Origin of the sequence: Kitasatospora sp. NPDC058048, assembly GCF_042885555.1 — a bacterium.
Classification (GTDB): domain Bacteria; phylum Actinomycetota; class Actinomycetes; order Streptomycetales; family Streptomycetaceae; genus Kitasatospora; species Kitasatospora lactacystinica.
The window spans coordinates 83,786-102,004 of record NZ_JBHVRT010000023.1 but is presented as its reverse complement, the minus strand read 5'-3'; the positions used below and the strand labels follow the sequence as shown (position 1 = coordinate 102,004).

The window sequence follows — 18,219 nt, the reverse complement described above, 5'->3', positions numbered from 1 at the left end:
GGGGGAACCGGGCGGCGCCGTCGGAAGCGGGACGCGGGAGCCGTGCGCAGCGGCGGCCGTCAGCGCGCCGTCTGCGGGACCCGCTGGGTCGGGACGGCGGCCCGGGCCGAACGCGGGGCGGAGCCGGAGGCGCCGGCGGAGGCCGCGGGGGAGGCGCCGAGCGCGGTGCCGCGGGTCTCCTCGGCCCACAGGACGCAGACCAGCAGGCCGACGGCGGTGGTCCCGGCGGCGATCAGCATGGTCGGGCCGGTGCCGAGCCCGGTCAGCGACAGCGGCAGCAGGTAGGTGCCGACGGCCGCGCCGATCCGGCTGACCGAGGTGGCGACGCCCACGGCGGTGGCGCGGATCTCGGTGGGGAAAAGCTCGTTGGGGTACGTCCAGTCGAGCACGTTCGGCCCGCCGCACAGGAAGGCGTACGCGCACAGCGCCAGCAGCGCGACGGCGGCCGGGGCGGTGGGCCACACGCCCAGCAGCGCCAGCGGGACGGTCATCAGCGCGAAGGACCAGATGATGACGGGCCGCCGGCCGCGGGTGTCGATCAGGCGCAGCGCCGGGTAGCAGCCGAGCAGGAAGACCAGGCTGATCAGGCCGGTGCCGAGGGTCTCCATCACGGTGCCGCCCGGCATGCCGAAGGAGGAGAGGATCTGCGGGCCGAAGGTGAGCATCGCGAACAGCGGGCCGACCTGGCACATGAAGAACAGGCCGCAGAACAGGGTGCGGCGCCGGTAGGGCTGGGTCATCAGCAGGCGCAGCCCGGCGGGGCGGCCGCGCTCGGCCGGATCGGGCATCAGCTCACGGCCGTCGACCCGGACCCCGAGGTGCTTCTCGACCACGCGCACCGCGTCACCGACCCGCCCGTTGGCGGCCAGCCAGCGCGGGGACTCCGGCGAGCCGCGCCGGATCACCAGGAACACCACGCACAGCACCGTGGAGCTCGCCAGCATCCACCGCCAGCTGCCCGGCCCGGCCAGCTCCAGGAACAGGTAGCCCACCACGTAGGCGAGCACCGAGCCGGCGTACCAGGCGACGATCTGCTGCCCGAGCAGGCGGCCGCGCTTCTTGGCGGGCAGCCACTCGGCGAGCAGCGAGGTGGCGATGGGGTAGTCGGCGGCCACGGCCATGCCGAGCACGAAGCGCAGCACGGCGATCGCCCACACCGCGTCCACCCAGAAGGAGAGCACCGAGCAGGCGACCATCACGAGCAGGTCGGCGGTGTACATCACCTCCCGGCCGATCTTGTCGGTCAGCACGCCGAAGAGCGCGCCGCCGACGAACATCCCCACCAGCGCGGCGGCGCCGATCAGGCTGACCTCGGCCGTGGACAGCCCGAGGTCCGGGCGCATCCCGATCAGGGCGACGCCGACGATGCTCAGGATGTAGCCGTCGAGCAGGGGTCCGCCCGAACAGGCCAGGGCCAGCCTGCGGTGGAACGCGGTATACGGGGCGTTGTCGATGGTTTGGGACATGTGCTGGGGGTCCTCCGGAGCGTACGGCACGCACTGCGCACCGTGCGCCGGGTAGACGGCAGGGGAAGACGCCGCCCACCTCGGACGGCGCCATCGCCCGGTCACAACGGGCGACCGTCCACGGTTGCCCCGGCCCCGTGGGGCCGCCACCGGGCCGAAGGTCGAGGGGATTCACGACCAAGGTCCCGAAGCGGACGGGCCCTTCGCCCGTGCCGGAACGGCGCCCGCCCAGTCCTGCCGGGGGCGGCCGCCGCCGCGGGCCGCGAAAGCGCTCCGGGCGTGACCCTTCTCACCCGCGGCCCCCAACAGCCCTGGAACTGTGGCCCATTCCACACCCGGGCGGTGCCCGTCCGTACGGGGGCGACCCCGGTGCGTCATCTCTCGGCGGGCCTCGGCGGGCCGCGGCGGGCCCTGTGTCGGCTCGCCGTCAGCCCCCGGCCGGGGCCGCGGGGCTACCGGCCCGCGGCCAGCGGCACGGCGACGTCCACGACGTGCTCCCGCGGTCCGGCGGTCTCCCGGTTCGGGTAGTACACCTCCCGGTTCGGCCCGCCCCGCCCGTACCCGCGGGCGGCGGCCCAGGCGCCCACCGCGTCGTGGGCGGCGGCCATCGCGGTGAAGCCCCGCCGGGTCAGGGCGGTGTACGCCTCGCGGTGCGCGGGTTCGATGCGCACCGCGAACGGGCCGTGCGGCCCGACGTCGTTCGGGGTGGGGGCGCAGACCTCGACCAGGGCGTCGCAGTCCTCGCCCACCAGGCCGTGGTACACCGCGAACAGCGGTCCGGACAGGCACGCGCCGACCTCCCGCAGCCGGCCGAGCAGCAGCTCGCCGGCCTCGGCGAGGAAGCCGGGCAGCGCGGCGGCGTCCACGTGCCGGCGTACGAACAGGACCCGCTGCTCGGGTACGTCGCGCTCGGCGATCTCGAACACGGTGGTGCTCCTTCCACTCAGAACTTCCCGGGCGTAGCCCACCGCCTCCCGGCGGGCCGCGTGCTCGGCCTCCCGCTCCCGCCAGTACGCCAGCAGCTCCCGCTCGCCCGCGTTGCCGTCGGTGTCGGCGTTGCCGTCGGTGTCCGCGTCGGCGTCGGTGTCCGCGCCGGGGTCCGGCCCGGCCGCGTCCAGCACGGCCGCGATCCGCGCCAGCGGCAGCCCGGCGGCGCGCAGCAGCGCGATCCGCCGGGCCCGCTCGACCTGCGCCGGGCCGTAGCGGCGCACTCCGGTGCGCGCGTCGACCAGGGCGGGCGGCAGCAGCCCCCGCTCGTCGTAGAGCCGCAGGGCCTTGAGGCTGAGCCTGGTCCGGGCGGCGAGTTCGCCGATGGTGATCACGTTCTCCTGCACGCCCGCCACTGTGCCGCCTTCCCCTGGGGGAGGGGCAAACCCCGGAACGCTATGCGGCGGTACGTCAGCATTCGCACCGGAACCGCCCACGGAAGCCCGCAGAACCCGCGGAAGCCGGCGGAAGTCCGTGAAGGCCCGCCGGATCCGCCGCCTGTTCGCGGTGCCGGGCGGGGCGGTTCACCGGCCCGCGGACCGGAGGCCGTCCGTGCACGGTCGGCTGCCTGCGACCTGCGCGGAGGCGCCCCTGGGCGGCGCCGTCCGTGGGCGAACGACGGATCCGGCGCCCCGTACGCCGCCGGGGGAGAGCGGGCCCGCCGCCGGCCCGCCGGGGGGCGGGGGCCGGTGATGGCCCGGGCCGAGAGCGGTTCATATGATGGGAATTCAGTAGTTGAATTGCCGGTGTCATGATCCTCGGAGTGCGCCCGGACCAGGGCGTGCCCGGGGAACCGGGCCGGTCCCCGGATCCGCTCCGGTCCTCGGGCTCGATTCAGGGGGATGCATGCGCGGCACCGTGCTCGCCGACCGCTACCGACTGGTGGACTGGCTGGGCGGCGGGTCGATGGGCGATGTGTGGCTCGCCGAGGACGAGGTCCTCGGCCGCCGGGTGGCGGTCAAGGTGGTGAAGCCCGCCCTGCTGGACGAGCCCGGCTTCGCCGAGCGCTTCCACGCCGAGGCCCGGGTCATGGCCCGGTTGCGGCACCCGGGCATCGTCGGCGTGTACGACTACGGGCACGACCGCGGGCCCGGCCACGACCACGACTACGGGCTCGGCGACGACCACGGGCCCTACGCCGGGCCCGGCGCCGCGAACGGGCGGCGCCCGGTCGGCTACCTGGTCATGGAGCTGATCGAAGGGCAACCGCTGAGCGCCGTCCTGGAGCGCCGCGGAGCCCTGCCGGTGGCGGAGGCCCTGGAGCTGGCCCTGCAGGTGCTGGACGCGCTGGAGGCCGCGCACGGGTCCGGGGTGGTGCACCGGGACATCAAACCGGCCAACCTGATGGTCCGCGGCGACCGGACGGTGATCGCGGACTTCGGCATCGCCCGGCCCGACTGCGACGCCCGGACGACTGTCCCGGGGATGGTGCTGGGCACCGCCGCCTACCAGGCACCGGAACAGGCCTCCACCGGGACGGTCACCGCCTCGGCCGACCTCTACGCGCTCGGCGTGGTCCTCTACGAGTGTCTCGCCGGCCGGCTCCCGTACGAGGGGGAGACCGCCCTCGAAGTGATCCTCAAGCACCTGACGGAGCCGGTGCCGCCGCTTCCCGGGGAGGTGCCCGCGCCGGTGCGGGCGCTGGTCGAGCGGGCGATGGCCAAGGAACCCGGTGAGCGCTGGCCCGACGCGGCGACGATGGCCACCGCCGCACGCCGCGCCCTCGTTGCGGTGGAGGCGGCGCCGTCGCCGGGCCCGTCCCGGTCCCCGTCCTGGCCGGGGACCGGGACCGGTCCCCGGCCGGTCGCGGCGCGTGCCCCACGAACCGGGCGTGCCCCGCGGACCGGACCCGCCCCGCGGACCGGGCACCGCCTGCGGGCGCTGGCCGGGGCGACGGCCCTGACCCTGCTCTGCATGGCCGGGGCCGCCGGGGCGGCGGTGGTCCGGCCCGGCCGGGACGGCGCGCCGCAGGACACCGCCGCCGTCGCCGGGCCCACGGACGGCCCCGCCCGGCCGGACGCCGCCGCGTTCGTGGAGGCCGGCAGCCCGCTCACCGGACAGCCGTCCGCCTCGGCGACGCTCCCGCCCCCGCCGGCCGTGCCGGGCGCGGGCGAGAGTCCCGCTCCCGCCCCGGCCGCCCCCGCGCCGACCACCCGGAGCCCCTTCGTCACGCCCCCCGCCCCGGCCGCCGCCGTGCCCACCCGCGGCTCCGCCCCGCTCCCGGCCCCCGCCTCCACCACCGGGGAGAACCCCGCCGCGCCCGCGCCGACCCCCACCGCCCCGGCCCGGCCGGATCCCGCCGAAACGGCCACACCCACGCCGTCCGCGACGCCGACGCAGCCCACCCGGCAGCCGGTGGCGCCGCTGCCCGAGCTGGCGCGGATCAGCAGCAACGGCGGCACGCTGGACAACTCCTACTCCAAGGACCGGGACGGCAACCAGGTCGACACCTTCGATGCCAACGGCACGCTGGCGCAGGTGTGGCGGCTGGACAAGGTCGACGAGGGTAGGTACTACCTGCGCAACGCCTCCAGCAACTTCACCAAGGGGCTGGACCAGGACAGGGACAGCGGCCGGGTGCAGATCTGGACGAGCCCGCCGTCCAACTGGAACCAGGTCTGGGCCATCACGCCGGTTCCGGGCGGCCACCGGATCGTCAACGCCGACACCAGCCTGTGCCTGACGTCCGACGGCGTGGGCCACTGGGTGCGAGTGGCGCCCTGCTCGGGCGCGGACAACCAGGTGTGGACGTTGAGGTGAGCCGCCGGCCGCCGGCCGGGCCTTGGGCGGGTCACTCCGGCAGCCAGGACGGCCACTGCCGGCGGGGCCGCACGGCGGGCCCGCCCGGGCCGATCAGGGCGCGCAGCCGGTTGGCCTCGGGGGAGCCGAGGGAGGCCAGGATGTCGTAGGCCTCCGACCGGTGGGCCCGGGCCGCGTCGCCGTCGCCGTCCCCGCCGCGCTCGGCGAGTACGTCGCCGAGTGCCGCCAGGGCCAGCCCCCGTCCGCGGCGGTCGCCGTCGAGCGTCAGCACCTCGACCGCCCGGTCGGCCGCCGCCACGGCCTCCTCGCCGCGGCCGACGGCGCGCAGCGACTCGGTGAGCCGCAGCAGCGTACGGCCCGTGCGGCGCCGGTCGTCCGGCCGCAGCAGGGACAGGGCGTTGCGGTGGTGGTGCAGGGCCTGTTCGAACTCGCCGCGGTCGTGGGCGATCGTCCCCATCGAGTCGAGGGCGAGCGCCTGGAGGTCGTGGTCGGCGAGCCGGTGGCAGATCAGCAGGGACTGGTCGACGACGCGGACGGCCGCGTCGAACCGGCCGAGTTCGGTGAACGCGCGGGCCAGGTTGAGCAGTTCGGCCGCCACCGAGCGCCGGTCGCCGAGCTTCTCCCAGGCCGAGACCGCCGCCGTGAAGCCGGCGACCGCGTCGCCCGGCCGGCCGACCTGGACGAACAGGGCGGCGAGTGAGGCGTGGGCCAGGGCGAGCAGCGGCCCGGGCAGGTCGTGGGCGGTGCACAGGTCGCGGGCCCTGAGCAGTTCGGCGAGGGCCGCGGGTTCGGAGCCGACCTCGGTGAGCAGCCGTCCGAGCACCAGCCGGGCCCTGACCTCGGCCGTGCGGTCGCCCTGCCGGAGGGCGGCCCGGAGCAGGACCTTGGCCGCGTGCCCGAGCGGCCGGGTGGCCTGGCCGGTGTCGCACAACAGGCTGCAGCCGAGCAGCAGTTCGGCGACCAGGTCGAGCCGGGGAGGCTCGGGGAGCCCGGCGTACTGGCCGACCAGTGCGCCGATGCCGTGGTAGTCGACGCGGCCGTGGGGCGGTGCCGCCGCGCGGGAGGCGGCTCCGGTGCCGGCTCCAGCCCCGGTGCCGGAGCCGGCACCGGGCAGGGCGGCGCGGGCGGCGGACGGGCCGAGCGCCGCGACGGTCTCGGCGTGGTGGTGGGCCGCCAGCCGGGTGAGCACGGCGGCCGGGAAGTCCTCCGCCGCCTCCGCCCCCGCCTGCGGCCCGGCCCCCGCCTGCGGCCCGGCCTGCGGGGCCGGGGCGAGCTGCTGGGCGAAGGCGCGCAGCAGGTCGTGGTACCGGTAGCGGTCCGGGGGCGCGGTCTCCAGCATCGAGCAGTCGACCAGCGACTCGGCCAGTTCCTCGGCCTCCTCCTCGGGCAGGCCGAGCACCGCCGCGACCGCGCCCGGCGACAGGTCCGGCACCTCCGGCACCGCCAACAGCCGGAAGGCCCGGGCCTGTTCGGGCGTCAGCTGGTCGTAGCCGAAGCGGAACGCCGGTTCGACGGCGAGGTCCCCGGCGCGCAGCACGTCCAGTCGGCGCCCGTGGCCGGACAGCTTGTCGAGCAGCCGGGCCATGGTCCAGTCCGGCCGGCAGGCGAGGCGGGCGGCGAGGATGCGCACGGCCAGCGGGAGGTGCCCGCAGAGCCGGACGAGTTCCGCGGCCGTCCGCTCCTCGGCCCGCAGCCGCTGCCCGCCGATCACCCGGCCGAGCAGGCCGAGGGCCTCCTGCCGGGCGAAGGCGGAGAGCTCGACGACGTGCGCGTTGGGCAGCGATCCGAGCCTGGCCCGGCTGGTGACGAGCACGGCGCAGCCGGGGCGGCCGGGCAGCAGCGGCCGGATCTGTTCGGCGTCCCGGGCGTTGTCGAGGACGACCAGCACGCGTCGGTCGGAGAGCAGCGAGCGGAACTGGGCGGAGCGTTCGGCGAGCCCGGGGGCCAGTGCGTCCGCCGGTACGCCGAGGGAGCGCAGGAAGGTGCCCACGGCCTCCTCGGGGCGGGTCGGGCGGCCGTCGGCGCCGTGCAGGTCGAGGTAGAGCTGGCCGTCGGGGAAGTCGGCGGCCAGCTCGTGCGCGACGTGGACGGCCAGCGCCGTCTTGCCCACGCCGCCCAGGCCGGAGACGGTGGCGACGGGCACGGTGCGGGGGGCGAGCAGGACGGCCCGCAGGGCCTCGGTCTGCGCCTCGCGGCCGGTGAAGTCGGCGAGGTCGGCCGGGACCTGGGTGGGCCGGACCGCCGCCCGGTACGGCGGGCGGGTCGCGGCGGCGGCCCGGGGCCGCGCGGGCGCCACCAGGCCGGTGTCGGCCACCAGGATCCGGCGCTGCAGTTCGCGCAGCCCGGGCCCCGCGCTGACGCCGAGCTGCTCGCGCAGCCGCCGGTCCGCCGTGCGGAAGACGCCCAGGGCCTCGGCCTGCCGGCCGGTTCCGTAGAGGGCGAGCATCAGCAGTTCGGAGAACCGTTCCCTGAGCGGGTGTTCGGCCACGACGGCGGTCAGTTCGGCGACGAGTTCGCCGGACGGTCCGGCCTCGATCTCGGCCTCCAGGCAGGATTCCAGGACGGTCACCCGGCGTTCGGCCCACTCGCCGCGCTGCCGTTCGGCGTAGGGGCCGGGGAGCGCGGTCATCGGCTCGCCCTGCCACAGGGCCAGCGCCGAGCGGAGCACTCCGGCGGCGTGGGCGTGCTCGCCGTCGGCGCGCAGCTCCTTCGCCTCGTCGAGGAGCTCCTCGACGCGGTGGGTGTCCAGTGCGCCCGGGTCCAGGGCGAGCAGGTAGCCCCCGCTGAGCGTGGTCGGCACGTCGGGCCCCAGGACGCGGCGCAGGCGGTGGACGTAGGTGCGGATCACGGCGGAGGGCTTGGCGGGCGGCTCCTCGCCCCACAGGTCGTCGACGAGCTGACCGGTCGACACCGGGTGGTTGGCCCGCAGCAGCAGCGCGAGCAGCAGGCTCCGCTGCTGCGGCGACCCGAGCACGAGCTCGCCGCCGTCCCGCCACCCCCGCAGCGGCCCCAGCACCGCGAACCGCAAACCACCCACCGGCCGTCCCCCTCCGCCCGCGCAACGATCCCCCCGGCGCATGATACCGACCGCATCACCCCTGGTCAGAGGCGCCGTGCCCGGTTCGGGCGGTCGACGGCGCGCTGCTTGTCCATCACCTGTCAACACATTGTCGACCGCCTGTTGACGGGCCCGGCCGAGGCTTCGAGCAGTCGGACCGCACCGACGCGGTCCGGGAACGAGAGGAGTACTCCATGGCACAGCGGAAGTCCCTGGTCCGTTCGGCCCTGGCCGCGGCCGGCGTCGCCGCCGCGCTGTTCGCGACGGCCGCCCCGGCCGGCGCGGCCACCGCGGACCAGCAGCCGGCGCAGGCGCTCAGCGCGGCGCGCAGCACGCAGGTCGCGGTCGTCAACTGGACGGGCTGCGAACTGCGCCTGCAGAACGCCTGGCTGGACCACGGCATCTGGTCGAGCGGCCTGGCCCCGGACGCCATCGTGCGCGACGGGAACACCGGGCGCTGGCAGTCCGAGAGCAACGGCTTCCTCACCGGGACCGAGGGCCACGTCATCTACGACGCGGAGAACTGCGGGAACCCCGGGCTCAACGGCAAGCGCGTGCAGCTGCACTGGAACAACCCGTACGCCGGCAGCAACGGCTACGACTCCGCCGGCTCCGACCCGATGTTCCGGTTCGCGCAGAGCGGGGGCAGCGGCAACAACGCCGCCGTGTACTGGACGATCACGGGCCCCTGAGCGGTAGCCGGTTGACCGTCGGGCGCCCGGCCGGGACCTTCCCTCCCCGGCCGGGCGCCCCGGGCGCGCGGCGGCTCCGGCAGCTGCTGCCCGGGGAAGCGGACGGGCCGGTTTCGGCCAGTCGCGCCGACGGTGGATACAACTGATCACATCTTCGGCATGCTGACCGCACCGATTGTTCGAGATGCGACGAAGGAGAAGGCCATGCGTCGAATTGCGGCTCTGGGAACCGGTGCGGCACTGCTGGTCGCCGCCGGTGTGATGGCGGCGCCGGGGGCGTCGGCGACCTCGTACTGCAGCACCACCCAGGGCACGAACTGGGGGTCGGTGAGCTGCCAGACCACCGCCACCAAGAACCACTGGCAGCTGGTACTGGTCTGCAACAACGACAACGTCAAGGGCAACCAGACGACGGTCTTCGGCTCCTGGCACATGGGCAACGGGAGCGACACCCTCTACTGTCCGACCGGCTACAGCTCGGCCTACACCAAGGTCAACAACGACAACTGACCCACCGCACACGGGAGTCGGCCGTCGTCGCGGCGACGGCCGACACCTCGGCGCCTGCGGGATCCGGGGGGCCGGCCCGCTCACGTCATCGTGTAGCTGAAGTTCGACTTGAAGGAGTTCATCGAGCCGACCGCGATGGTCTCGCAGGCCGTGTAGAACTGCTTCTCGTCGTTGGGGTCGAAGCCGTTCGCGGACACCAGCTGGGCCAGCGACCTGAACTCCTGGAGGATACGGGCGTTGAGCTCCGCGTCGGGCTCCTTGCTGTCGCGGTGGTACTGCGAGTCCGCCGATCCGCCGCCGGCCTTGGCGAACAGGGTGAACCGGTTCATCGCTTCGTGGAGCGTGGCCGTCTCACCGGTGACCACCTTGTTGAACGCCGAGACGGCCGCGGTCGGGTTGGCGGCGGCCCGGCGGAACTCGGCGCCCTGGATGATGGCCACGATCTTGGCGCAGTACTTCTGCGCGTCCTTGGGCAGATCGTCGAACGGCTTGCTGCCGCTCTCGACCAGCGCCTTGATGAACCGGTTCGCCAACTGCTGCTCGGTGAGCCCCGAATTGCTCCTGGCCAGGTCGAACAGCTGGGAGTAGTCGCCCTCCTGCACACTGCCGAGGACGAAGTTCCCGCCGGCGCCGATGGTGTAGGAGGCGCCGTCCTCCACGTCGCTGTACGTGAACGGGTTCACCATCGCCTGCCGGTTGCGGAACGCCTCCAGATCGAGGCCGACACCGCGCAGGGACAGCCGCCGGCGCACTTCCCTGTGGCGCTTCATCTGCTCCTCGTCGGAGATCGTCAACGCGTGCTGGAAGCCACCGGTGGCGATGGCGACGGGAGTCACCGGCGCCAGGTTCTGCCCGCTCGCCGCCCGCACCCGGGCGTGGGCCGCGTCGATGAGCTTCTCGTACGAGGTGAAGTGTTCGGTCCCGTCCGCCTCGGCCATCCTCCCGATCTCGGCCAGGATCGCCTGCTTGTCCGCCGCCGGCAGCCTCTTGTGACGCTCGGCCTTCCACTGGACCTTTTCGGTCTCCTCCGCCGTGCTGAGGGTTCCCCTGGCAACGGTGACGACCCGCTGCACCGCCGGTACCGCCCCGCCCGGTACCGCCCCGCCCGGGGCACGGTCCGCACCGCCGGGCGCGTCCGGGACGGCGACGGCCCGCTGCACCGGCGCCGCCATCACCCGGCGCGCGGTCGCCTCCGCCTCGCGCTCGAAGCGGTCGGACGGGTCGCTGACCCGCAGGCCGTTCCCGTGGTCCGTGCCGGCCACCGGGCCGTTGCGCTGCTGGATCACATGGGTCAACTCATGGGCCAGGGTGTGCTTGTCCGCCCCTCCGGCACCGAGGACGACATGGCTGCCCGAGGTGTAGGCGCGGGCGCCCACCTCCTGCGCCGAACGCTGCGCGGCCGTGCCGGTGTGCACCCGCACGTCGGAGAAGTCCGCCCGCAGCCGCTGCTCCATCTCCTCCCGCAGCCCGGCGTCGAGCGGCCGGCCCGGCGAGCCGAGGACCCGGTGCACGGCGGAGCGCTGCACGGGCTCCCCGCCGCCCGGCTCCTGGTGCCCGCCGCCCGGCTCCTGGTGGCCGCAGCCCGGGACGTGCCGGTGGCGGGCCTCCTCGAACATCCGGGCCACGGCGGCGTTGCCGACGCTGCGCTGCAGGGCGGCCACCTCCTGCGGGGACGGAAGGCCCGCCCCCGGCCGCACCGGTACGGCCGCGGTGCGGGCCGTCCGCGCGGAGTCGGCGCCCTGGCGGCCGGAGCGGGCGCCGTCCGGCGTTCTGGCGGCTTCCCGTGCGTGCATGAGGGGGACCCTTTCGGGGCGGAGGACGGCTCAGCCTCCTGTATACGTGCCGCGGTCGGCGCCCGGCCAGGTACGCGGGGGCAGAGTCACTGCCCCCGCGGGGCAGACCCGGCCGGGCCGCCCGGCCGTCCCGGCCGGGGCAGCAGGCCCGTCGAGCCGCGTCACCCGGCCGCGGCAGCGGATCGGTGCGCGGTCCACGCGGCCCGCAGCTGGGACAGGCGCGACCGGAGCTCCGGGTCGTCCGCGCTCGACGCGACCAGGCCCGGCAGGACGACCGCCCGCCCCCGGTGCAGGCGCACCTCCAGGAGGCAGTGCTCGATGCCGCGGTTGACCTCCGGCGAGAACCCGAACGACCGCACCTGCGGCCAGGTGACCACACGTGTCCTCAGCAGGGTCCGCGTGGTCAGGCCCGCGGAATCCACCGTGGTACTGCCGCAGAACGGGCCCACGAAGGAGGCGGCGACGACGTAGGCGACGATCAGGCAGACCGTGAAGGCCGCGATCATCGCGGGATCCCGGCCCTTGGCCCCTGCGGCGAGGACGAAGGCAAGGGCGCAGGCCAGAGCGGTCGGGAAGAGGACCAAGGTCCGCCGGCCCGTCCGCCGGTACCGGATCGGCGCCTTGAAGCGGAGCTGCCCGTCGCGCCGATCGCCCGTCACGTCCTGACCCACGGCATCTCCGTCGACCCGGGCGCGTCGAGGAATCCCTCGATACCCCAATCGGCGCCCCAGTTCCTGCCCGCCCAGTCGCTCTTGGGAGACCAGAGGGGCCGGGCCGGCTGAGGCCCCCACACCTCGGGGTCCGCGCGGACCAGCAGCTCGTCCTCCGCCGCGTAGCCGCCGGTCAGCACGGTTGCCACGAACTCCGCGAAACCCCCGTCGAAGTGGTCGAGCCGGTCCTCGTAGAACACCGCCACCGGCCACTGCTCGGGGTCCGGACCGGTCGTCAGCCAGCAGCACTGGTTGTGGTTGCTGTTCCAGCCCCAGGACAGCAGGCCGCCCGGGTCCGGGAACACCGGGGTGGGGCCCGGCTGGTCCCACCGGTGCTCCTCGCCCTCGATCTGGTCGCGGAGATCGAGGTCGTTCGTGATGCGCCAGTCCGCCAGGCCGCCCGGCGCCTCGTAGAAGGACGGCTTCTCGCTCGGCGTGTACACCCCCCACTCGCCGTTCAGGCTCACCCCGCCGTACAGGTCGACGAACGCGCGGTAGTCCGAGGGCAGCTGGACCCCGAGTTCGGCGGGCGCCAGCTCCCACGGGACCCGCGCCGGGGTGTACACCGGCTCTCCCATGATTGCCCGCAGTCGGTCCCACGCCTCGGTCATCGCCCATCCCTTGTCGGCCGTCGTCGCATCCGATGCCGCACTCTAGGCGACGGCTCCGACAGGCGGCCGCCCCGCTCAGGACGCGTGCGGTGGCTCCTGCCGGCTGTCGTAGTGCTCCTGGGCGGCGAGGAGCTCGTCCCCGTGCCGGCCGAACCACTGGATGAGTTCGGTCAGCGGCCCGGCCAGGCTGACACCGAGTTCCGTCAGCTCGTAGGTGACCTGGGGCGGGGTGGTGGGCGCGACACGGCGGTCGACGAGCCCGGCCCGGGCCAGTGCCTTGAGGTTCTGCGACAGCATCTTCTGGCTGATGCCACCGACCCGTTGGTGCAGCTGCGCGAAGCGGTGCGGGCCGGCGACGAGGGCCGAGATGATCAGTGTCGCCCAGCGGCTTGTCGTCCGGTCCATGATCGGCCTGAGCACGCACCTGTTGTCGAAGGTGTCGTGGGCCAGGAGACGGGCGGCCGTCGCGACGTGCTGAGTTTCCATCACGTCATGAGCTTACAAAAAAGTACGTACTTCCCAGTGGTAACCAGCTTTCCTACGGTGACTCCGCAGGCACCAACGCTCGAGGAGTCACTGTGATCAGCAGCAACGCACGTACGGCGATCGTCACGGGAGCATCGAAGGGCCTCGGCGCGGGGATCGCCAAGACGCTGGCCGGGACCGGCGCGGCCGTCGTGGTGAACTACCGGGAGGACGCGGAGGGCGCCGAACGGGTCGTCGCGGGCATCACCGCCGACGGCGGCCGGGCGATCGCGGTCCGGGCGGACGTGGCCCGCGGCGACGACGTGCGCCATCTGTTCGATCGCGCGCGCGAGGAGTACGGACCGGTCGACGTGCTCGTGAACAACGCGGCCGTCGCCGCCTTCGCGCCGCTGTCGGGCATCACCGAAGAGGAGTTCCAGCGCGAGATGACCACGAACCTGCTGGGGACGATCCTCACCACGCAGGCCCTGGCCGCGCAGGACGACATCGGCGCCGCGTCGATCATCAACGTCTCGACGGCCGGAACGCTCACCCACCCGCCGTACGCCTCGCTCTATGTCGCGTCCAAGAGCGCCGTCAACGCGTTCACCATCGTGGCGGCCAAGGAACTCGGCCCGCGCGGCATCCGGGTCAACGCGATCATGCCCGGACCGTCGGACACCGAGGGCACCCGAGCCATGGGATTCCCCGGCTCGGCCCAGGAAGCACAGGCGATCGCCGGCACCCCACTGGGCCGCACGGGCACCCCGGACGACTACGGCCCGCTGGTGGCCTTCCTGGCCTCCGACGACGCGCGCTGGATCACCGGGGATGTCATCCTCGCTTCCGGTGGCATGCGCTGACGCTCTGTCCGTTCCGGGACGGGCTCCGCCGCGTGCCCGCGTGTCCGCAGTCGGCGAGTCCTGCGGCCTGATCGGTGAACGTCCGCAGGAGGTCCGTGCGGTTGCCTCGGGGTGGCTCGCACAGCTGACGGGTGGCCGGCCCTGTCGCCCGTCGTGACGGATCCGTTCCCGAAGGGTGAGCGCCGGGCGCCGCCGCATCGGCCTCGGCGGCAGCGTGATGGTGATCCACCGCTTCAAGCGCCACCGCGCGGCAGCCACGAGACGGGACACGACGAACTCGCTGACCGGCACGAAGCAACGGTGCTGGTCGAAGCCGCCAACGAATGTCTGTGGGCCGTACATTTGGGACGCGCCCCCAGCGGCCGAGAGGTCGCTTGGGGAGGGCTGCGCCCGTTCCTGTCTCTCCGTCGGACCGCGTCCTTGTCGAACGTCAACCGCGTTGATCCGAGCCGGCCTTCGGTACAACGGGCGCACCTCTCGTGCCCTCACGGAACGCTCTGTCCGGGCTGGCGTACAGGAAGTCGGTGGGGCCGACTTCCTGCGCAGCAAGGGGTGTTGGTCAGGTTCGGGTGGCGGCTTGGACCTGGGTGCGGCAGTGGGTGAGGGCGTACTTGAGGCGGGTGTCGGGGTTGGGGGTGGTGGTGAGGAGTTCGCCGGCGGTGACGAGGGTGGTCCAGTAGAGGGCGGGCTCGCCGGTGCGGGGAACGGGTCGGGCGGCGGCGAGGGAGAGGTAGGCGGCGGTGAGGTTGCCGGTGGTGAACCAGCGGTGGAGGCCGTGGTGGTGGCCGGGTCGGATGCCGCCCATGGCGTCGATGGCGACGAGGAAGTGGTCGACGACGGTGAGTTCGGTGTCGGTGAGGGAGGCGGGGACGTCGAAGACGCCGAGGGCTTCGAGGAGTTCGCCGGTGTCGGTCTCGGAGTTGGGGCGGGGGTTGGCGAGGAGGGCGTCGTGGCACTCGCTGAGGCGGCGGAGGGTCTCGGCGAGGGGGATGGTGAGGGCGAGGCAGACCGCCCGCGCGGAGGGCAGCGGTTTGTGGGTGCGGCGGGCGAGGAGGGCGTAGGTGTCGGCGGGGGTGCGGCCGCGGGAGAGGGCGTGGCCGGCGAGGGTGGTGAGGTGCATGGGGGTTCTGGGCTTTCAGGCGGTGACGAGGGCGGGACTGGGGGAGGGCGCGACGAGGGCCCAGACGAACTTGCCGATACCGCCCGGGAGGGAGGTACAGCCCCAGCGCTCGGCCAACTCGTTGACGAGGAACAGGCCGCGGCCGTGTTCGTCGTCGGGGGCCGGGGTTCGGGGAGTGGGGTGGTTGGTGCCCGCGTCGTGGACTTCCAGGCGCAGGCGGGAGCCGGCGAGGGTGAAGCGGACTTCAATGTGGAGGTCGTCGGGGGCGTCGGAGTGCTGGACGGCGTTGGCGAACAACTCGCCGAGCAGCAGTTCGGCGGTGTCGCAGTACCGCTCCCCGGAGGGCAGCCCGGAGAGGTATGCGCGGAGCAGGTAGCGGGCCAGGGGCGTGGACTCGATACGGGAGTCGAGGCGCGCGACGAACATGCGGGGACGGCGGTGGGTTTTGAGCATGGGGGAGTGCCTCAAGGGAGGATTGCGTGCGAATGGAGTGCGTCGTGCGGTGCGCTACGACGCCGACTCGGGGGTCTTGCTGAAGTGAGGGCCCGGACCGCAGCGATGGCGGTCCGGCCTCGGGGGTGTCGGCGTGATCAGCCGACCGGGACCGGGACGCCCCGGACGAGGAGGGGGAGGCCGTCGCCGTGCTCCCAGGCGTCCCAGGCGTCCTCGACACGGCGGCACTGGTCCTCGGCCATGAGGTCGCGGAGCTGGTGACGGGGGACCCAGTGGAGGGCGCGGAGTTCCTCCGGGGGCTGGTGGTGGCTGGCGGTGTTGGCCTGCTGGGCTGTGAGCATCCCGCCCGCGTAGACGAGGTTGAGGCCCTCGGGGAACTCGGCGGCGGGCATGTAGTCGATGGTGAGGACGGTGCGGAGGGGCAGGACGAGACCGGTTTCGGTTTCGAGGTGCCGACGGGCCGCGAGGTGGGGGAGCTCGTCCTGCTCGGCGCTGCCGCCGGGGAGGATCAGGCCGTCCATGTAGACGGGATCGACGAGGAGGGCGAGCAGGCCGCCCGATCCGTCGGGGTCCTCGCGCAGGGCGAAGATCTGCTGACCCGACCGGCGGGCCGGGGGCTTGCTCATGATGCGGGTCCTGCTCAACTCTGCTCCAGGTAAGAGGGGTTGATGAAGGGTGGCAGCGCCCGCCCGTCGACGGGCGGGCGGTAGGCCTTCCCGGGCGTGACCTCCGCGACGATGCTCCCGCGCGGATCGCCTTCCTCCGGGCTGGTGAAGTCCAGTGCGAGTTCGTGGAGTTGAAGGCGAGTATCGGGATTTCGCGCGGGGTGCATGAGGTCTCCGCTGGTTGCTCTGTGCTCCCGATGAATCACCGGGTGTAGCCATAGTGGCGCCTCGCCCGCTACGATCGGAAGGCTTTCCCACTTGACAGTTCCCCCGTGTGGTATTCGCGTAGCAGTGGAGGTCTGACGATGCGTGAGTCTCAGCTGGATCCATCGGCCTCGCCCCTCAAGGCGTTCGGGGCCCAACTGCGCAAGCTGCGCAAGGCGGCAGGCTTGACGCAGACCCAGCTCGGCCAGCGTACAAACTTGAGTGATAGTCAGATTTCGAACCTCGAAAGAGGGACACGCAATCCCACGCTTGACTGGGTTCGTAAGGCTGACAAGGTCATCGATGCCGGTGGAACATTGGAACTGACGTACTGGAGCCTGAGCCGGTCGTCATTGCTGGAAGGGTTTCCCGAGTACGCGGCGCAAGAGGCGAAGGCTCAGGGCATCTCCCACTTCGAGCTGGGCGTCGTGCCCGGCCTGGCTCAGACCATGGAGTACGCCAACGCCTTTGCGTCCGCAGCCGTGCGGCGCGGCAGCATTACCGAGGAGCAGGCAGCAGATCGGCTCGACTTCCTGGCCACACGGCAGAAGCTGCTCGACCAGCGGTCGGTTCCGCGCCTGCACTTCGTCCTGGATGAAGGTGCGCTCCTGCGAAGGGTGGGAGGGCCCAGGGTCATGGCGCGGCAGCTGGCGCACCTTGAAGACCTCGCGAGCCGTCCGAACGTCACCATCCAGGTGGCGCCGTTCTCGCTCGCAGAAGAGCTGCCGTTCACCATGATGGTCACGCTGCTTACCCTGGTGGATCGATCACTCCTGGCATACTCGGAGTGCCAGCTGCGCGGCTTCCTCGCGCGAGACGCTGATACGGCCCAGGCCTGGGAACGGGACTACCATCAGCTCCAGGTGGAAGCGCTGTCGAAGGCCGCGTCACTGGAGATGATCCGCAAGCAAGGCGTGAGAGGAACGTCATGATTTCCCCTGTAGACCTGTCAGACGCCGCATGGTTCAAGAGCAGTTACAGCAATAATGGCGGGTCTTGCGTCGAGGTGGCTCCCGACTTCCCCGGCCTGACTCCTGTCCGTGACTCCAAGGACCCTCAGGGCCCGGCTCTCGTCTTCCCGGCCGAGTCATGGAAGTCGTTCGTCGCGGCTGTCCGCAGTGGCGAGTTCGGCGACGTCTGAGTCCGATCCCGGAAGAGGCGGCCCCCGCTTGGGGGCAGTTTCCGGGGGCATGGCGTCACGTGGCCGGCTGACCAGGGTCAGGCTGTGAACAGACAGTCAGGCGCTCGGCTGGGGGTTGCCCCAGCCGAGCGTTTTTGTGTGCGCTGGGGAGGGCACGGAAGGGCTGTGAGCGCTATGGAGTTCGATCCGGCCAGCGCCAGGTGGCGGAAGAGCACGTACAGCCAGCAAGGCGGCGACTGCGTCGAGGTAGCAGCGGACTTCCCGGGTCTTGCTCCCGTTCGTGACTCGAAGGACCCCGACGGTCCGGCTCTTGTCTTCCCGGCCGAGGCCTGGATGTCGTTCGTCGCCGCTGTCCGCAGTGGCGAGTTCGGCGACATCTGAGGCGGGAGGCGGTCTCCGGACATGGCGGCACGTGGTTGGTTGCCGTCCGAGTCGAGGCTGTGAAGAGGTAGTCGGGCGCTCGGCTGGGGGATGCCCCAGCCGAGCGTTTTTGTGCGTGCGGGGGAGGGCACGGAAAGGGCTGTGAGCGCTATGGAACTCGACCTCGCCGACGCCAGGTGGCGGAAGAGCACGTACAGCCAGCAGGGTGGCAACTGTGTCGAGGTGGATGATGCACATCCGGGCAGGGTCCGTGACTCCAAGGATCCTCAGGGCCCGGCTCTTGTCTTCCCGGCGGAGGCCTGGGTGTCATTCGTCGCGGCCGTCCGCAGCGGCGAGTTCG

At 73.1% G+C, this 18,219-nt stretch carries 18 protein-coding genes; 8 read left to right on the top strand and 10 right to left on the bottom strand.

What is annotated here, in order from left to right; translation table 11 throughout:
• Window positions 1–59 precede the first annotated feature (59 nt).
• A complete protein-coding gene (locus ACFVVA_RS24055; RefSeq protein WP_387692465.1) occupies window positions 60–1,466 on the bottom strand; it encodes an MFS transporter in 1,407 nt (468 codons plus the stop codon).
• A gap of 452 nt (window positions 1,467–1,918) precedes the next feature.
• Window positions 1,919–2,800, bottom strand: a complete 882-nt coding sequence (locus ACFVVA_RS24050; protein ID WP_387692463.1) for a MerR family transcriptional regulator — start codon at window positions 2,798–2,800, stop codon at window positions 1,919–1,921.
• Window positions 2,801–3,299: 499 nt separating this feature from the next.
• Between ACFVVA_RS24050 and ACFVVA_RS24045 the strand changes: the two genes are divergently transcribed.
• Window positions 3,300–5,213 (top strand): protein kinase, encoded by a 1,914-nt coding sequence (locus ACFVVA_RS24045; protein WP_387692461.1) that lies wholly within the window; start codon window positions 3,300–3,302, stop codon window positions 5,211–5,213.
• Between the two features lie 31 nt (window positions 5,214–5,244).
• On the opposite strand, the gene ACFVVA_RS24040 is transcribed toward ACFVVA_RS24045, so the two are convergent.
• Window positions 5,245–8,250 carry a BTAD domain-containing putative transcriptional regulator gene (locus tag ACFVVA_RS24040; protein ID WP_387692459.1) on the bottom strand — a complete coding sequence of 1,002 codons (3,006 nt, stop codon included), beginning with the start codon at window positions 8,248–8,250 and terminating at the stop codon, window positions 5,245–5,247.
• A 215-nt stretch (window positions 8,251–8,465) separates the two neighbouring features.
• Here ACFVVA_RS24040 and ACFVVA_RS24035 point away from each other — a divergent pair, with 215 nt between their 5' ends.
• Together ACFVVA_RS24035 and ACFVVA_RS24030 are read left to right on the top strand one after the other, a co-directional pair.
• The gene (locus tag ACFVVA_RS24035; protein WP_359910672.1) at window positions 8,466–8,963 is read left to right on the top strand and encodes an aegerolysin family protein; all 498 of its coding nucleotides are present in this window, start codon (window positions 8,466–8,468) and stop codon (window positions 8,961–8,963) included.
• A gap of 204 nt (window positions 8,964–9,167) precedes the next feature.
• Window positions 9,168–9,473, top strand: coding sequence for a hypothetical protein (locus tag ACFVVA_RS24030; RefSeq protein ID WP_359910675.1), 306 nt, complete (start codon window positions 9,168–9,170; stop codon window positions 9,471–9,473).
• A gap of 80 nt (window positions 9,474–9,553) precedes the next feature.
• On the opposite strand, the gene ACFVVA_RS24025 is transcribed toward ACFVVA_RS24030, so the two are convergent.
• The 4 genes from ACFVVA_RS24025 to ACFVVA_RS24010 all read right to left on the bottom strand — a co-directional run bounded on the left by ACFVVA_RS24025 (window position 9,554) and on the right by ACFVVA_RS24010 (window position 13,073).
• Window positions 9,554–11,266, bottom strand: a complete 1,713-nt coding sequence (locus tag ACFVVA_RS24025) for a DUF4157 domain-containing protein (protein ID WP_387692457.1) — start codon at window positions 11,264–11,266, stop codon at window positions 9,554–9,556.
• A gap of 161 nt (window positions 11,267–11,427) precedes the next feature.
• Window positions 11,428–11,937, bottom strand: a complete 510-nt coding sequence (locus tag ACFVVA_RS24020; protein ID WP_387692455.1) for a PH domain-containing protein — start codon at window positions 11,935–11,937, stop codon at window positions 11,428–11,430.
• Window positions 11,922–12,587, bottom strand: a complete 666-nt coding sequence (locus tag ACFVVA_RS24015; protein WP_387692453.1) for an SMI1/KNR4 family protein — start codon at window positions 12,585–12,587, stop codon at window positions 11,922–11,924. Before ACFVVA_RS24015 ends, ACFVVA_RS24020 begins: the two co-directional genes overlap by 16 nt.
• Before the next feature lie 75 nt (window positions 12,588–12,662).
• Window positions 12,663–13,073, bottom strand: a complete 411-nt coding sequence (locus ACFVVA_RS24010; RefSeq protein ID WP_387692550.1) for a winged helix-turn-helix transcriptional regulator — start codon at window positions 13,071–13,073, stop codon at window positions 12,663–12,665.
• A 92-nt stretch (window positions 13,074–13,165) separates the two neighbouring features.
• Between ACFVVA_RS24010 and ACFVVA_RS24005 the strand changes: the two genes are divergently transcribed.
• Entirely contained in the window at window positions 13,166–13,915 is a 750-nt protein-coding gene (locus tag ACFVVA_RS24005; RefSeq protein ID WP_387692451.1) for an SDR family NAD(P)-dependent oxidoreductase, read from the top strand.
• A gap of 559 nt (window positions 13,916–14,474) precedes the next feature.
• Here ACFVVA_RS24005 and ACFVVA_RS24000 read toward each other — a convergent pair.
• The 3 genes from ACFVVA_RS24000 to ACFVVA_RS23990 all read right to left on the bottom strand — a co-directional run bounded on the left by ACFVVA_RS24000 (window position 14,475) and on the right by ACFVVA_RS23990 (window position 16,114).
• Complete coding sequence (locus tag ACFVVA_RS24000) at window positions 14,475–15,035, bottom strand: hypothetical protein (RefSeq protein ID WP_387692449.1); 561 nt, start codon at window positions 15,033–15,035, stop codon at window positions 14,475–14,477.
• A gap of 15 nt (window positions 15,036–15,050) precedes the next feature.
• A complete protein-coding gene (locus tag ACFVVA_RS23995) occupies window positions 15,051–15,461 on the bottom strand; it encodes an ATP-binding protein (RefSeq protein ID WP_387692447.1) in 411 nt (136 codons plus the stop codon).
• Window positions 15,462–15,625: 164 nt separating this feature from the next.
• Window positions 15,626–16,114: an NUDIX domain-containing protein gene (locus ACFVVA_RS23990; RefSeq protein WP_387692445.1), complete on the bottom strand. Its 489-nt coding sequence runs from the start codon at window positions 16,112–16,114 to the stop codon at window positions 15,626–15,628.
• Between the two features lie 344 nt (window positions 16,115–16,458).
• On the opposite strand from ACFVVA_RS23990, the gene ACFVVA_RS23985 reads away from it, so the two are divergent.
• The 4 genes from ACFVVA_RS23985 to ACFVVA_RS23970 form a co-directional block, all read left to right on the top strand.
• Window positions 16,459–17,289, top strand: coding sequence for a helix-turn-helix domain-containing protein (locus ACFVVA_RS23985; protein WP_380356071.1), 831 nt, complete (start codon window positions 16,459–16,461; stop codon window positions 17,287–17,289).
• Entirely contained in the window at window positions 17,286–17,498 is a 213-nt protein-coding gene (locus tag ACFVVA_RS23980) for a DUF397 domain-containing protein (RefSeq protein WP_380356069.1), read from the top strand. The genes ACFVVA_RS23985 and ACFVVA_RS23980 overlap by 4 nt, the downstream gene beginning before the upstream one ends.
• A 174-nt stretch (window positions 17,499–17,672) precedes the next feature.
• On the top strand, window positions 17,673–17,879 hold the full coding sequence (locus tag ACFVVA_RS23975) for a DUF397 domain-containing protein (protein ID WP_387692442.1): 207 nt from the start codon (window positions 17,673–17,675) through the stop codon (window positions 17,877–17,879).
• A 150-nt stretch (window positions 17,880–18,029) separates the two neighbouring features.
• Window positions 18,030–18,219: DUF397 domain-containing protein (locus ACFVVA_RS23970; RefSeq protein ID WP_387692440.1), on the top strand; the 190-nt coding region annotated here is incomplete at its 3' end.